The following is a 14,979-nucleotide window of genomic DNA, read 5'->3' as shown; positions in this document are numbered from 1 at the left end:
TACGAAGCTGAACCCGATCCCCGCCCCGAACGTTGGCGCGCAGCGTGCCGCGACGCGCTCGCCGTGCGGGCGCAGCGCGCGCCGCACGTGCGCATCGTCAATCCGGAGCGGATGTAATCCACGGCCACTCGTCGCGTCACTTGCGGGCTATCGAGGTGTATCGCGGCAAACCGGTGTTCTACGGCTGCGGCGACTTTCTGGACGATTACGAGGGCATTCCGGGCCACGCGCCGTACCGGCCCGACCTGACGCTGATGTACTTTCCGGTGCTGGATGCGGCCACGGGTCTGCTCGGTGGACCGGAAGCGGTGCCCATGCGCATCCGTCATGTCCGGCTGGCGCATGCACTCGACGAAGACGTGGCCTGGTTGCGCGAAACGCTCGCGCAGCAAGGCGAGCGTTTCGGGGTGCGCGTGGAGCGGATCGAACGCGCGGAGGGAGAAGAAAACGTGCTGGGCGCGGGTAAGTCGGAACGCCAGCCGCTTCAGTGGGCTCTTGAGGGCGCTTCAGTTGCCGCTTCGGCGACGCGCCTCAAACCGCCCGGCGGCTGCGCCGGAACTGGTCGAACAGCACCGCGAGCAGCAGGATGCCGCCGCGAATCAGGTATTGATAGAACGTCGGCACGTTCATGAGGCTCATGGCGTCCTGCACCGCGCCCATGATGAGCACGCCCACCAGCACGCCCGAGATGGTCGCGACGCCGCCCGTCAGCGACACGCCGCCCAGCACGCACGCCGAGATCACGCCCAGCTCCAGGCCCACGGACGTCTTCGGGTCGCCGAGGCTCATGCGCGAGGCCAGCATCACGCCCGCGAAGCCGGTTACGAGACCTTGCAGCACGAACACGACGATCTTGATGCGCGTCACGGGCAAGCCCGCGAGCAACGCCGCCTCGCTGTTGCCGCCCACCGCCAGCACGTTCTTGCCGAACACCGTCTTCTTCAGCAGGAAGCCGAACACCACGAAGCCGATGATGTTGCTCCAGATCGGAAACGAGATGCCGAGGAACGAGCCGCCGCCCAGGTCGAAGAAGCGCTCTTCCGAGATCATCACCGCGTCGCCGTTCGACGTGAGGAACGCGAGGCCGCGCACCGCTTCCATCATGGCGAGCGTCGCGATCAGCGAGTTGATCTTGAAGCGCGCAATGAGCACGCCGTTCACGAGGCCCACCGCCCCGCCCGCCAGCACGCCGGCCGCGATGCCGAGCAGCACGCTATGCGACTGCGTGATGACGGTGGACGCCACCACGCCCGAAAACGCGACGATGGAGGCGACCGAAAGGTCCACCTCGCCGAGCGCGAGCACGAACATCATCGTGACCGCGATCGAGCCGATCAGCGTGACCGAGAGCAGCAGGCCCTGGATGTTGCGGGTGGTGAGAAAGTCGGGCACGGTCGCGGAGAGCACCGCGAACAGCACGACGAACACCACCACGATGCCCGACTTGTTGATGACGTCCCACGTGCGCGCCTTGCGGGGCGTGATGGGGCCGGCGGCGTCGGCAACTGCGTCGGCGGCCGGTTCGGTAACGGAGGAAGTGCCCTGGGGTTGCATGGCTTGGCTCATCTCGTGTTCGTGTTTCGTGGTACGTCCGGTCTCTGGAGAATCCGGGTGAATCAGCGGGTGAATCAGCAATGCCGGCGCGCTAGCGCGGCAGCGCCAGCTTGATCAGTTCGTCGGGGCTCGCCTGCGCCTTCGGCACGGTGCCGGCAATGCGGCCTTCGCGCATCACGATGATGCGGTCGGCCACGCCGATCACTTCGGCCAGGTCGCTCGACACCATCACGACGGTGCGCCCCGCCGCCGCCAGGTCGTACAGCAGGTTGTAGATTTCCGCGCGCGCGCCCACGTCGATGCCGCGCGTGGGTTCGTCCATCAGGAACACGTCGATGCGTTCGGCGAGCCAGCGCGACAGGATCACCTTCTGCTGGTTGCCGCCCGACAGCGTGCCGATGGCCGTGTCGCCGTTGCGCGTCTTGATGGCGAGCTTCGCGATGTATTCCTGCGCCAGCTCGCGTTCGCGGCGCGCATTGAGCAGGAAGCGCGCGGGGCTGAAATGACGCCGCGCGCTGATGTTGAGGTTGTCCGCCACCGATGCGATGGCCACGATGCCTTCCTGCTTGCGGTCTTCGGGGCACAGCGCAATGCCGGCGCGCACGGCGTCGCGCGGGCTCGCAAAGGCCACGCGCCGGCCGTTCAGCTCGACGTGGCCCGCGCTCGGCCGCTCGGCGCCGTACAGCAGCTTCATGAGCTCGGAGCGCCCCGCGCCCACCAGCCCGAAGAAGCCCACGATCTCGCCGCGCCGCGCGGCAAACGAGACCGGTTCGGCAAGGCCCGGGCCCATCAGGCCCTTCGCCTCGATCATCACGTCGCCCGCCTCGCGCGGCCGGTAGCCGTACACGTCGGCAATCGAGCGCCCCACCATGCAGGCGATCAGCCGGTCGCGCTCGAGTCCGTCCACCTCGTCGAACGTCTCGATATGGCGGCCGTCGCGAAACACCGTCACGCGGTCGCACAGCTCGTAGACCTCGTCCATGCGGTGGGTGACGTAGATGATGGCGCGCCCTTCGGCGCGCAGCGCGTTGATGATGCGAAAGAGGTTCACCGTCTCGCGCGCCGAGAGCGAGCTCGTCGGTTCGTCGAAGGCGATGACGCGCGCGTCGCGCATCAGCGCCTTGCCGATCTCGATCATCTGGCGCTGGCCGATGGAGAGATTCTTGACCGGCGTGTTCGGGTCGATGCGCTCGCCAAGGCGCTTCAATTCGTCCATGGCGCGCGAGACGAGCGTGCGCTCGTCCACCACGCCGAGCCGGTTCGGCAACTGCCCGAGCATCAGGTTTTCCGCCACCGTCAGCTCGGGCACGAGATGCAGTTCCTGATAGATGATCGCGATGCCCGCATCCAGCGCGGCGCGCGTGGTCGCGAAGCGGTGCTCCACGCCGTTTAAGCGCAACGTGCCTTCCTGCGGATGGTTCACGCCCGAGAGCACCTTGAGCAGCGTCGATTTGCCGGCGCCGTTCTCGCCCATCAGGCCGAGCACTTCGCCGGCGCGCACCGTGAGCGACACGCGGTCGAGCGCGCGCACGCCCGGAAAGCTCACGGAGATCCCGTCGAGCTCGAGGTAAGCGCGCCCTGCCGCTTCGCCGCCGTCACGCGCAGGCGCGGCGGCCGCGCCTGCTTGAGTCATCGTTTCAGTCATTGCATCCCTGCCCGCACGCCTTCAGATTAAATGCCCAGCTCGGTGCGCACGGCCTGCCAGTTTTCGCGCGTCATCAGCTTGCCCGTGGTCTGCGTGTCGGCGGGCGGCTGCTTGCCGCTGCGGATCCAGTCCACGAGGTTCTGCGTGCTTTGCTTGCCGTGGTTCGTGGAGCTCACCGCGATGGTGCCGTAGAAGCCCGTGGGTTCCTTCTTCTGGAACTCGGCAAACGCTTCGCCCGCGCCGTTGATGCCCACACCGATCACGTCGGCTGCCGGAATGTGCAGCTGCTCCGTGGCGCGCACGGCGCCCAGCACCGTTTCCTCGTTGAGCGCGAACACCACCCACTTCTTGATGTTCGGATGCTGCGCGAGCACGGGCGACGCTGCGTTGAAGCCGCCTTCGTCGTCGGTGGTCTTCTGCGGCGCGTCGAAGATGTTTTCCTTCTTGAAGCCGTTGGCGAGCAGCGTCTGCGTGGCGCCGTCGGTGCGCAGCTTGGCCGTGGGCAGTTCGTAGTCGGTCACGCGCAGCGCGCCCACTTCTTCGGGCTTCCAGCCGCGCTTCTTCATTTCGTCGGAGATCGCCTGGCCTACCTGATTGCCGATCTTGAACGCCGACATGCCGAGGTGCGGCACGGTGGCGAGCGGCTTGCCCGACGAGTCGACGAGCTGGTCGTCCACCGTCACGAACTTCATGTTGTAGCGCTTCGCGCGCGCGGCGATGGCCGGTCCGAGGCGCACGTCCGGCGCGCAGATCACGAAGCCTTGCGCGCCTTGTGCGCCGAGGTTGTCGATGGCCGACAGCACTTTTTCACCGTCCGGCGTGCCGATGTTCACCACCGAAAAACCTTCCTGCTTGCCGAGCGCCGTGGCGGCCTTCTGCTCGTTGATGAACCATGCCTGCTCCGGCATCTTCACAAGAAAGCCGATCTTGAGCGGCGTGTCGGCCTGGGCCGTGGCGAGCATGCCGAGCGGCGCCACGCACATGGCGGCGAGCGCGGCGCGCAGGGTCAGACGGCGAAGGGTGCGGGTCATGCGAGTCTCCTGGTGAGTGGTTGTTGTTCAACCGTTTGTTTCAAGCTGGGTCCAACTGATGCAATGGGTTCGGGCGTGGATGCTGCCTCGGTTGTTCTGTTCTGTCCTGCGTTGTTCGGCATCGCGCGCGGCGCCATGCGCTGCCGCGCGAGGCCGCTCAACCGCCGAACGCTTCCACTTCCACCTGACGACCGAGCAGGAACGCGTCGGCCACCAGTTGCAGCGGACGCACGTCCACGTCGTGCGCGCCGTTGGCGATCAGCGTGTGAAAGTGTTCGTAGAGCGACGGATACTCGCGCTCGGGTCCCAGTTCGACCGGCTCGCCGCCGATCGACAGGCGCTTGCCGCCTTCGCTGATCGAGAGCAGACCATCGGTGGTTTCCACGTCGATTTCCCATTGCTCGACCGGGCCGTGACGCCAGTCGAACTCGGCGCGCACGGGCACGCCGAGCGTGTCGACGCAGTCGAGTTCAGCGGCGATCGGCGTGGCGGCGTCCGAGGGCACCCAGAGCGTAGCCGCGCGCAGCAGCACCGCACGCGGCAGGATGCGCGTGACGATGGACAGCGCGTTGATGCCCGGATCGAATACGCCGAGGCCGCCCGGTTCCCAGATCCATTGCTGGCCCGGATGCCAGCGGCGCACGTCTTCCTTCCAGCGCACGTGCACGCCGCGAATGGTGCGTTGCGCGAGCCAGCCGCGCGCCGGTTCCACGGCGCTGGCATGGCGCGAGTGCCACGTCGCGAAGAGCGTGCGGTTGTGGGCGCTCGCGAGTTCGCGCAGCGCTTCCACTTCGCTCACGCCCGCGCCGGGCGGTTTTTCGAGCATCACGTGCTTGCCCGCTTCGAGCGCGGCGCGCGCCTGCGCGTAGCGCACCTGGGGCGGCGCGCAGAGCGACACGGCGTCCAGTCCGGTTTCAGCGGCGAGCAGTTCTTCGATGGTCTTGTAGTTGCGCACGCCGTCCACTTCGGCATGGCGGCTTGCACAGGCCACGAGGTCGAAGCCGCTGTGCGCCGCGATGGCGGGCAGATGCTGGTCGCGGGCAATCTTGCCGACGCCCGCGATGGCGATGCTGTAGGTCGAATTCGTCGTCATGGTGGCTCTTGCGTTCTTACTTCGCCCAGCGCAGCACGAGCGGATCGAGCCGGCGCGCAATGGCGACGAGTTCGGCACGCGTCTCGGGATGCATGGCCGGCAGCGGATGGCGCGGCAGTTCGCAGTCGATCACGCCGCCCTCCTTCATGAGCGCCTTGCAGGCGAGCAGCCCAGCCTGGCGATTCTCGTGATTGATGAGCGGCAGCCAGCGCTGATAGAGCGTGAAGGCGTCGTCGAGGCGGCCTTCGCGATGCGCCTCGATGATCGGACGGATGCCGTCGGGAAAACCGCCGCCCGTCATGGAGCCCGTCGCGCCCGCGTTGAGGTCGGCCAGCAGCGTGATGGCCTCTTCGCCGTCCCACGGGCCTTCCACGGCTTCGCCGCCCAGCCGGATCAGCTCGCGCAGCTTGTTCGCGGCGCCCGGCGTTTCGATCTTGAAGTACGCCACGTGCTCGATCTCGCGCGCCATGCGGGCAAGGAACGGCGCGGAGAGCACCGTGCCGCTCGCCGGCGCGTCCTGGATCATGACGGGAATGTCGATGGCGTCGGACACGCGCGCGTAGAAGTCGTAGATCTGCGGCTCGGGCACGCGGAAGGTGGCGCCGTGATACGGCGGCATCAGCATGACCATGGCCGCGCCCTGGTCCTGCGCGCGGCGGCTGCGCTCGGCGGCGACGCGCGTGCCGTAGTGCGTCGTGGTCACGATGACGGGCACGCGGCCCGCCACGTGTTCGAGAATCGTGCGCGTGAGCGTCTCGCGCTCGTCGTCGGTCAGCGCGAACTGCTCGGAGAAGTTCGCGAGAATGCACAGGCCGTCCGAACCGGCGTCGATCATGAAGTCGACCGCGCGCTTCTGGCTGGCCAGATCGAGTTCGCCGGTCTCGGTGAACGTGGTCGGCACCACCGGGAAGATGCCGCTATAGGGACGCTTCGCGTTCGTGTTCATGGCTGGGAATCCTGCTCAATGCCTCAATGCGAATGACGCGGCACGGCGCAGCCGCGCTGGCCCACGAGGAAGTCGAGGTCGCAGCCTTCGTCGGCCTGCAGCACGTGGTCGACGTACAGGCGCGCATAGCCGCCGCGATCGCTCTGCTCGGCGACGCCCGGCGCCGCGAGCGGATCGACGTCGGACAGGCGCCGCGCCAGTTCCTCGTCGCTGATGTCCAGATGCAGCCGGCCGGCGTCGCAGTCCAGCTCGATCCAGTCGCCCGTGCGTACCGCCGCGAGCGGGCCGCCCGCCGCGGCTTCGGGCGCCACGTGCAATACCACGGTGCCGTAAGCGGTGCCGCTCATGCGGGCGTCCGAAATTCGCACCATGTCCTTCACGCCCTGCCGCAAGAGCTTGGGCGGCAGGCCCATGTTGCCCACTTCGGCCATGCCAGGATAGCCGCGCGGACCGCAATTCTTCATGACAAGCACGGAATCCGCATCCACGTCGAGCGACTCGTCGTTGATGGTCGCCTTGTAGTGGTCGAAGTTTTCGAACACCACGGCGCGGCCGCGATGCTTGAGCAGTTCTGGCGTGGCCGCCGACGGTTTGAGCACCGCGCCGCGCGGCGCCAGGTTGCCGCGCAGGATGCAGATGCCGCCGTCCGCGATGAGCGGCTTGTCGAGCGGGCGGATCACTTCGTCGTTGTAGTTGGGCGCCGTGCGCACGTTGTCCCACAGCGTCTTGCCGTTCGCCGTGAGCGCGTCGGGATGCGGAATCAGGCCCGCTTCGCCCAGGCGCCGCAGCACGGCGGGCAGGCCGCCTGCGTAATAGAACTCTTCCATCAGGAAGCGGCCCGAGGGCAGCAGGTCGACGATGGTCGGCGTGTTGCGGCCAATGCGCATCCAGTCTTCCAGTTCGAGCGGCACGCCGATGCGGCCGGCAATCGCCTTCAGGTGGATCACGGCGTTGGTCGAACCGCCGATGGCGGCGTTGGTGCGAATCGCGTTTTCGAACGCTCCGCGCGTGAGCAGCTTCGAGAGCGTGAGCCCTTCGAGCGCCATCTCGACGATACGGATGCCCGACATGTGGGCCAGCACGTAGCGGCGCGCGTCCACGGCGGGAATGGCGGCGTTGTGCGGCAGCGTGACGCCGAGCGCTTCGGCCATGCACGCCATCGTGGAGGCCGTGCCCATCGTGTTGCAGGTGCCCGCCGAGCGCGACATGCCCGCTTCGGCGGACAGGAAATGATGCAGGTCGATCTCGCCCGCCTTCAGCGACTCGTGCAGTTGCCACACCGCCGTGCCGGAGCCGATGTCCTTGCCTTCCAGCTTGCCGTTGAGCATGGGGCCGCCCGAGACGACGATGGCCGGCACGTCGCAGCTCGCGGCGCCCATCAAGAGCGCGGGCGTGGTCTTGTCGCAGCCGGCCAGCAGCACGACGGCGTCGATGGGGTTGCCGCGAATGGCCTCTTCCACGTCCATGCTCGCGAGGTTGCGCGTGAGCATGGCGGTGGGCCGCAGGTTCGACTCGCCGTTCGAGAACACCGGGAATTCCACCGGGAAGCCGCCGGCTTCGTAGATGCCGCGCTTGACGTGTTCGGCCAGCTTGCGGAAGTGCGCGTTACACGGCGTGAGTTCCGACCACGTATTGCAGATACCAATGATGGGCCGGCCGTCGAATTCGTGGTCCGGAATGCCCTGGTTCTTCATCCAGCTTCGGTACATGAAGCCGTTCTTGTCCGTGGTGCCGAACCACTGTTGGGAGCGCAGTTTGGGTTTCGAAGCCGACATCGTCTCTGTTTGTTCTCAAGGCGAAATATGCGGCACAGTTTAAGGACAAGTCTGATAACCTTCCAATGAAAATCCAGACGTTTCCGATATCCATTTCGACATTAGTGTAAATACCTACGCCATGCTGGAGACAAGCCACTCTTACGTCCGAACCCGCCTGAAAACACGCCAGTTGTTGCTGGTCGTGGCGCTCGCGGAGACGGGCAACATCCACCGTGCGGCGGCCACGCTCAATATGACGCAGCCGGCGGCGTCGAAGGTACTGCGCGAACTGGAGGAACTTCTGGGTGCGGTGCTGTTCGAGCGCATGCCGCGCGGCATGCGGCCCACGCTCTATGGCGACGCCCTGATCCGTCATGCCCGCGCGGTGCTGGAAAGCCTCGACCAGGCCCAGGAGGAACTGACGGCGCTCAAGGCCGGGCGGCTCGGCCACGTGGCCGTGGGCGCCATCACGTCGCCCAGCGTGCGCCTCTTGCCCGCGGCCGTGGCGGCCGTGAAGCGCACCCACGCGAACATGCGCGTTTCCGTGGAGATCGAAGCAAGCAACGTGTTGCTGGAGCGGCTTGCGCAAGACAAGCTCGACGTGGTGCTCGGGCGGCTTTCTGCCGACCACGACGACCTGCAACTGCGCTACGAGCCGCTCGCCGGCGAGCCGATCTGCGCCGTGGTGCGACCCGGCCATCCCATGCTGGCCCGCGCGCCCGCGGCGCTGCCCGACGTGGAGCGCTTCGCCTGGGTCGTGCCGCCCGCCGGCAGCGTGCTGCGCCACCGCTTCGACATGATGTTCCAGCGCGCAAGCCTTGCGCCGCCGTCGAACGTGGTGGAGACCTCGGCGCTGCTCTTCATTACGCGCGTGCTGGAACAGAGCGACATGATCGCGGTGATTGCCGAAGACGTGGGACGCTATTACGCGGGCCACGGCATGGTGGAGATCCTGCCGCTACAGATGAACTGCCAGATGGACGACTTCGGCATCATCACGCGGGCCGACCGGCTGCTTTCGCCGGCGGCGGGCGTGATGGTGGACGCGTTGCGGGCGGCAAGCCGCGAGGCTTACGGCGAGGCGGCCGTGGTTTGATGTGGGTTGGGTTTGACGTGAGTTTGACGCGGACTCGATGCAGGTCAGCGCGAGCCGCACGCCTTCAAGCCCCGCTGCGCGCTTCGCGCCGCACCGCCTGCGGCGGCACGCCGAAGCCGCGCACGAAGGCCTCGCGCAGGTGGCGGCGGTCGCGAAAGCCGGTTTCCTTGGCGATGACGTCGAGCGAATGCCGGCTCTGCTCGATCATGAGACGGGCCGCTTCCAGTCGTAGTCCCTCCACGGCCTTCGCGGGCGATTGCCCCGTTTCCATCGTGAACACGCGGCTGAACTGGCGCGCGCTCAGATGCACCGCCGCGGCCAGCTCTTCCACCGTGAGCGGGCGCGTCAGGTTCTGGCGCGCGTAGTTCAGCGCGTTCTGGATACGGTCGGACTTCGGCGCGAGGTCGAGCATCTCCGAATGCTGGGACTGCCCGCCCGCACGCCGCTGGTGCATGACAAGTTTGTGCGCGACCGAGCGCGCCACCTCGGCGCCCAGGTCCTTTTCCACCATGCCGAGCGCGAGATCGAGTCCGGCCGTCATGCCCGCCGACGTCCAGAGCGAGCCGTCGATGATGAAGATCCGGTCGGCTTCCACGTGAATGTCGGGAAAACGCGCCTCCATCTCGCGGGCGAAAGCCCAGTGCGTGGTGGCGCGGCGTCCGTCCAGCAGGCCGGCTTGCGCCAGCACGAAACCGCCCGTGCAGATGGCCGCGACGCGACGTGCACGTCCAGCGGCTTTACGGAGGAAGGCGAGCACGTCGGGTCGGGCGGGCATGGCCACCGGATCGCTCACGCCGGCCACGATCCACGTGTCCGCCTGGGTGCGCGGCCCCGCCGCGCGCGTGCCGACGGCGAGGCCAATCGACGACCGCACCTCGCCTCCCTCAACCGAGTAGTGCTCCATCGTGTAGAAGGGGCTGCCCGCGGTCTCGTTGGCGTACTCGAACACCGCCTGGGTGGCGAGCGCCATGATCTGAAACCCGTCGGACAGCAGATAGCCGATGCGATGCATGCGAGTGCTCCGTGCGCCTGGGTGTGCGCTTGTACGTGCGTGTGTCTGGAAACGTGATCATAGACGTTATTCCAGCCATTTGCGCACCATCACGCGCAGCACCCGCTGGCCGCCGACATTCCTGAGCGGGAAGTAGACGCGGTGCGTTGCCGGATCCGTGCGTTCGCCACGCCCGCCGGGGCCGCCTCGTCCCTTGCCTTGCCCGCGGGTTTCATGGCGCCTCCGGCTGCGGCCCTCGCCTTCGCGCGGATCAAAGCGCGTGCGAATGAAGAAGCGGATAGATCACGAGCCCGAGGAGCGCCGCCGCCGTGACGACCACTGGTTCCTGAAGCTTCTTGAAGCGCCACAGCAAGACGACCGTGACGAGGCCGATGGCAAGCGTTGGCACGTCGACAATCGAGCGCTTCGCGATCACGATCACCGAACCCGTGATGGCGCCCACCGCGGCGGCGGTAATGCCGTCGACGAAGGCCTTTACCGCGGGCAACCGGCCGTACTTCTTGAAATACGGCGCAGGAACCACGGTGAACAGATAGCACGGCAGGAACGTGCCGAGTGCCGCAACGACGGCGCCCGGCAGCCCCGCCACGAGGTAGCCGATGAAGCCCACCGTGATGACGACGGGACCGGGCGTGATCATCGCGACGGCGACGGCGTCGACGAATTGCCTGTCGTTGAGCCAGTGGTGCTGGGTCACGACGCCGCCATACAGGAACGGCACGATCGCGAGTCCCGACCCGAAGACGAAGGCGCCCGCCTTCATGAAAAAGCCGCCGATCTGCGCGAGCAGCGGCCAGTCGAATCCCGCGACGATTCCCGCGCCTGCCGGCAGGTTCGCCGCGGCAACGGCCTGGATGCCGCCTTTGTGCAGCCATTGCGGCGGCGCGCGCCAGAACCAGCCAATCAGTCCGCCGGCGATGAAAAGCCAGGCGATCTCGGATTCGGTCACGAACGTGACGACCGCGAGCGTCAGATAGATGGCCCACAGCAGCCGGTCTTTGCCCACCGTCTTCAACGTGAGCCGCGCGGCGCTCATGGCGATGATGCCGACCACCGCCGCGCCCACGCCGTAGAACACCGCCTGCATCCACGCGAGGCCGCCGAAGTGCGCGTACGCCCAGCCGAGCGCCACCACCATCACGAACGACGGCAGGACGAACGCAAACCCGACGAGCGTTGCGCCCCAGATCCGGTAATGCACATAACCCAGGTACATCGCGAGCTGGGCGGCGAGCGGTCCCGGCGCGAGTTGCGCGAGCGCGAGGCCCTCCTTGTAGTCGGATTCGGAAATCCACCCCAGCCGCTCGACGAGATCACGGCGCATATAGCCCGCAAGCGCCACGGGGCCGCCGAAGCCCAACGTGCCGAGGCGCAGCATGTAGCGGACGAGCTGACCCAGCGAATAGGCGGGCGCCGCAGTGGTGACGATGCTCATGAACGCCTCCCTGAACTTTCCTTCGCGCTTGCCGCGAAGTGCGTATAAAGCGCATCCAGAACGGGGCTCATCTGTTCGAGCAGTTGATCGTCGTTCTCGACGCGCTCGCGCGTGCCGGCCATCACCGCTTCGAAGCCGGCGGCCTCCGGCGCGGCGGGGCCGCCCACGTCGAGCGCGTGCACGATTTCGCCGAGCCGCAGCAACGCGGGGTCGTCGTCGAAGCCGAAGCTCGCGAGCAGCACTTCGAACGTCACACACTCGCCCACGTGCGTGAACGCGGCGCCGTCGAAGTCGAAGCCCACGGCGTCCTCGGGGCATGCCTCGGGCGACGTGAGCCAGAGGAACCGCGACTGGGTGTCGATGAAGCGCCGGATGAGCCAGGCGCTCGCCACGCGATCCACCCACATCCGCCGGCGCGTGGCCCAGAGGCGGCCCTGGTAGGCGTCCGGCAAACGCCGCAGAATCGCGCCTTCGGCCCGATGCGGCTCACCGGGCGCGAGCACCGTATCGACGAGGCCGACGAAATCCTGCCAGGCCGCCTCGGCACGCGTGGCGGCCTCGCCCGGGAAGTAGTCGATAGCCTGGATCGTCTCGTAGTCCTTGCGCAGGCGGCGCAGCAGCCGGGTCAGGCCGGCGGCCGGCTGCCCCGCGACCGTCTTGCGCGCCTCGGCCAGCGTGCGAACGAACGTCTCGTACTCGCCTGCGCGGTCGAACAACGTGCGGAATTCGTCCTCCTGGGCCGCGTCGAGGCCCGGCAACCGCAGCAGGTGCGCCGTGCCGCCGCTTGCCGCAATGGCGTCGGCCAGGTCGCGCAGCATGGCTTCGTGCGGCGCGCTGTCGGGCAGAAGATAAACGCCGTCGCGCAGCACCCCGCAGCCCTTCGCCTTCAGCGCGCGATAGAAGCGCATGCGCGCCGTCGCGTTTTCGGTGGGCAGCGTGAGGACGAGCAGCAACCAGGTCGACGATGTTTTCATGTCGATGATGCTACGTTCATGTTGATATTAATACAAGTTAACTTCGTCCAGTCCCGCAGGACGGCGCGGGGCCGTGCCGGCGCGCCGCCCCGAATGATGCAGGTCAAGCGGATGCACAAGCCCCGATGACCTAATGTGGTGATATTCCCGACTGCTCATGAGCCGCCCCATACGCTCCGCCTGACCATGCCCCGTTCCGAACCGCCCTTGCCCTCCGGCGCCGCGCGCAGTGCGTCGCGTCTCGACCGCTGGGTGCCGGGCGTCGCCATGCTGCGCGGCTACCAGCGCGCGTGGTTCGCCAAAGACCTCTTTGCCGGCCTCGCCCTGACGGCGGTGCTGATTCCGGTCGGCATGAGCTATGCGGAGGCGTCGGGCCTGCCCGTCATGGCCGGGCTCTATGCCACGATTGCGGCGCTCGTCGGTTACGCCGTGTTCGGGCCGAGCCGCATCCTCGTGCTCGGTCCCGACTCCGCGCTCGCCGCGCTCATCGCCGCGACCGTGCTGCCGCTCGCCCACGGCGACGCCGGCCACACCGTGGCGCTCGCCGCCATGCTGGCCGTCATGGCCGGCGCCGTCTGCGTGTTGTTCGGCCTGCTGCGCTTCGGCTTCGTCTCCGACCTGCTCTCGCAGCCCATCCGCTATGGCTATCTGAACGGCATTGCCGTGACGCTCGCCGCGAGCCAGTTGCCGCGGCTGCTGGGGCTCGACGGCGGCAGCCACACGTTCGCGGGCTCGCTACTGCACGTGGTGCACGGCGTGGCCGACGGCGAGGCCAACGTGGCCGCCGCGGCCATCGGCGTGTCGTGCATCGTCGCGATCATGGTGCTGCGCAGGGTCGCGCCGTCGCTGCCCGGCATGCTGCTGGTCTGCGCCGCGGCCGCGCTTGCCGGCTGGTGGCTGCACGACGAACGCCGGTTGCCGCTCGCCGTGATCGGCGCGCTGCCGTCCGTTGGGGGGCGCCCGCAATGGCCCGCGCTCACGCTTGCCGAGATCGGCGGACTCGCGGGCGGCGCGATCGCCATCGCGCTCGTCTCGTTCGCCGACATCAGCGTGTTGTCGCGCGCGTTCGCGCCGCGCACCGACACCGAAGCCAACCGCAACCAGGAGCTGATCGCACTGGGCGCGGCGAATCTGCTGGCCGGGCTGTTCCAGGGATGCCCGGTGAGCAGCAGTTCGTCGCGCACGCCCGTGGCGCAGGCGGCCGGCGCGCAGACGCAGGTGACGGGCCTCGTGGCCGCCGCCTGCATGGCCGCGCTGCTGCTCGCCGCGCCCGCGCTGCTGGCCCACATGCCGTATTCGGCGCTGGCGGCCATCGTGATCTGCGCGTCGGTGGGCATCGTGGAAATCCGCAACGTGGCGCGGCTCTTTCGCACCCGGCGCAGCGAGTTCGCGGTGTCGATGCTGTGCTTCGCGGGCGTCGTGCTGCTCGGCGTGATTCAGGGCATTTTTCTGTCGGTGGGGCTCGCGCTGCTCTCGTTCGTGTGGCGCGCGTGGCATCCCTACGACGCCGTGCTGGGCCGCGTCACCGGCATGCGCGGCTACCACGACGTGAGCCGCCATCCCGAGGCGCAGCAGTTGCCCGGGCTCGTGCTGTTCCGCTGGGACGCGCCGCTTTTCTTCGCCAACGCGAACATCTTCGCGGACCATCTGCGCCGCGCCATTGCCGGCTCGCCCACGAAGGTGGAATGGGCGATCGTGGCCGCCGAGCCGATCACCGACATCGACGTGACGGCCGCCGACGTGCTCGACGCCTTGCGCGACGAACTGGAGGCCGAGGGCATCCGGCTCTGCTTTGCGGAGATGAAGGGGCCGGTCAAGGACTGGCTGCGCGCCTACGGCATGTTCGGCCGCTTCGGCAGCCGCACGCCGTTTTTCGCGACGGTGAGCGAGGCGGTGGAACATTGCCTCGCGGCACGGCGGCGGCATGGCGAGCAGACGAAGCGGACGAAGGGCAATCCGGAACAACCGGCGGCGGGTGGGCAGGATGAACGTCGCGCGCGTCCTTAAGGTTCCCTTCAGCAGCGCGTCCGTACGATGCAGGCGACCCTCTCGCGCCTGGGCCATCGGTCGTGAAAGCAGGAGTTAAAGGTCGCTCCGGCGCGGTGAGTCATTTTCCATTCATAAAACAGGTGCGCAATGACCATCTCTTCAATTGGCAATCCGGTCGCTATGTCCATGCAGGCTGCCCAGCAGTCGGCACGTTACGCGTCCACGGGGAACGAAGCACAGGAAGTCGGCCCGGATATCGACGGCGATGCCGACGACAGCGGCGCCAAAGCGGTGCAGGCTCAACCGCAGACGCAACCGCCCGTCGTGAACGCAAGCGGTCAGACCATCGGCACGACGATCAACGTCACGGCCTGAGCACGGCGGGCTCGCCGATGAGGCGAGCGAAGCCGATGCCGTCTTGACCGACAGTACGCCGGCCTCCCAGGA

Annotated in this window: 13 protein-coding genes; 4 read left to right on the top strand and 9 right to left on the bottom strand. The window is 67.6% G+C overall.

What is annotated here, in order from left to right; genetic code table 11:
* Positions 1–44 precede the first annotated feature (44 nt).
* The gene (locus tag U0042_RS26645; protein WP_269814046.1) at positions 45–632 is read left to right on the top strand and encodes a CapA family protein; all 588 of its coding nucleotides are present in this window, start codon (positions 45–47) and stop codon (positions 630–632) included.
* On the opposite strand, the gene araH is transcribed toward U0042_RS26645, so the two are convergent.
* From araH to U0042_RS26615, 6 genes are all read right to left on the bottom strand, one after another.
* Positions 532–1,566, bottom strand: a complete 1,035-nt coding sequence (araH, locus tag U0042_RS26640) for an L-arabinose ABC transporter permease AraH (protein ID WP_114811548.1) — start codon at positions 1,564–1,566, stop codon at positions 532–534. The two genes, U0042_RS26645 and araH, sit on opposite strands and share 101 nt — an antisense overlap.
* A gap of 79 nt (positions 1,567–1,645) precedes the next feature.
* Entirely contained in the window at positions 1,646–3,187 is a 1,542-nt protein-coding gene (gene araG, locus U0042_RS26635) for an L-arabinose ABC transporter ATP-binding protein AraG (RefSeq protein ID WP_419150468.1), read from the bottom strand.
* 38 nt (positions 3,188–3,225) lie between these two features.
* Complete coding sequence (locus tag U0042_RS26630) at positions 3,226–4,230, bottom strand: arabinose ABC transporter substrate-binding protein (RefSeq protein WP_114811546.1); 1,005 nt, start codon at positions 4,228–4,230, stop codon at positions 3,226–3,228.
* Between the two features lie 157 nt (positions 4,231–4,387).
* Positions 4,388–5,323 (bottom strand): Gfo/Idh/MocA family protein, encoded by a 936-nt coding sequence (locus tag U0042_RS26625; RefSeq protein ID WP_114811545.1) that lies wholly within the window; start codon positions 5,321–5,323, stop codon positions 4,388–4,390.
* Positions 5,324–5,339: 16 nt separating this feature from the next.
* Positions 5,340–6,269 carry a dihydrodipicolinate synthase family protein gene (locus U0042_RS26620; RefSeq protein WP_114811544.1) on the bottom strand — a complete coding sequence of 310 codons (930 nt, stop codon included), beginning with the start codon at positions 6,267–6,269 and terminating at the stop codon, positions 5,340–5,342.
* A 23-nt stretch (positions 6,270–6,292) separates the two neighbouring features.
* Positions 6,293–8,044, bottom strand: coding sequence for an IlvD/Edd family dehydratase (locus U0042_RS26615; RefSeq protein WP_114811543.1), 1,752 nt, complete (start codon positions 8,042–8,044; stop codon positions 6,293–6,295).
* 121 nt (positions 8,045–8,165) lie between these two features.
* Here U0042_RS26615 and U0042_RS26610 point away from each other — a divergent pair, with 121 nt between their 5' ends.
* Positions 8,166–9,122, top strand: coding sequence for a LysR substrate-binding domain-containing protein (locus tag U0042_RS26610; protein WP_114811542.1), 957 nt, complete (start codon positions 8,166–8,168; stop codon positions 9,120–9,122).
* Between the two features lie 64 nt (positions 9,123–9,186).
* Here the strand turns inward: U0042_RS26610 and U0042_RS26605 are convergent, their stop codons facing one another.
* The 3 genes from U0042_RS26605 to U0042_RS26595 form a co-directional block, all read right to left on the bottom strand.
* On the bottom strand, positions 9,187–10,134 hold the full coding sequence (locus U0042_RS26605; protein WP_114811541.1) for a GlxA family transcriptional regulator: 948 nt from the start codon (positions 10,132–10,134) through the stop codon (positions 9,187–9,189).
* A 250-nt stretch (positions 10,135–10,384) separates the two neighbouring features.
* Positions 10,385–11,569, bottom strand: a complete 1,185-nt coding sequence (locus U0042_RS26600; protein WP_114811540.1) for a chromate transporter — start codon at positions 11,567–11,569, stop codon at positions 10,385–10,387.
* Entirely contained in the window at positions 11,566–12,543 is a 978-nt protein-coding gene (locus tag U0042_RS26595) for a chromate resistance protein ChrB domain-containing protein (RefSeq protein ID WP_114811539.1), read from the bottom strand. Before U0042_RS26595 ends, U0042_RS26600 begins: the two co-directional genes overlap by 4 nt.
* A gap of 186 nt (positions 12,544–12,729) precedes the next feature.
* Here U0042_RS26595 and U0042_RS26590 point away from each other — a divergent pair, with 186 nt between their 5' ends.
* Entirely contained in the window at positions 12,730–14,550 is a 1,821-nt protein-coding gene (locus tag U0042_RS26590) for a SulP family inorganic anion transporter (RefSeq protein WP_114811538.1), read from the top strand.
* Positions 14,551–14,679: 129 nt separating this feature from the next.
* Positions 14,680–14,907, top strand: coding sequence for a hypothetical protein (locus U0042_RS26585; RefSeq protein ID WP_232833407.1), 228 nt, complete (start codon positions 14,680–14,682; stop codon positions 14,905–14,907).
* Positions 14,908–14,979 lie beyond the last annotated feature (72 nt).

Origin of the sequence: Paraburkholderia kururiensis, from assembly GCF_034424375.1 — a bacterium.
Taxonomy (GTDB): domain Bacteria; phylum Pseudomonadota; class Gammaproteobacteria; order Burkholderiales; family Burkholderiaceae; genus Paraburkholderia; species Paraburkholderia kururiensis_A.
The sequence above is the reverse complement of the archived record's forward strand: the minus strand, read 5'-3'. Positions and strand labels throughout refer to the sequence as shown.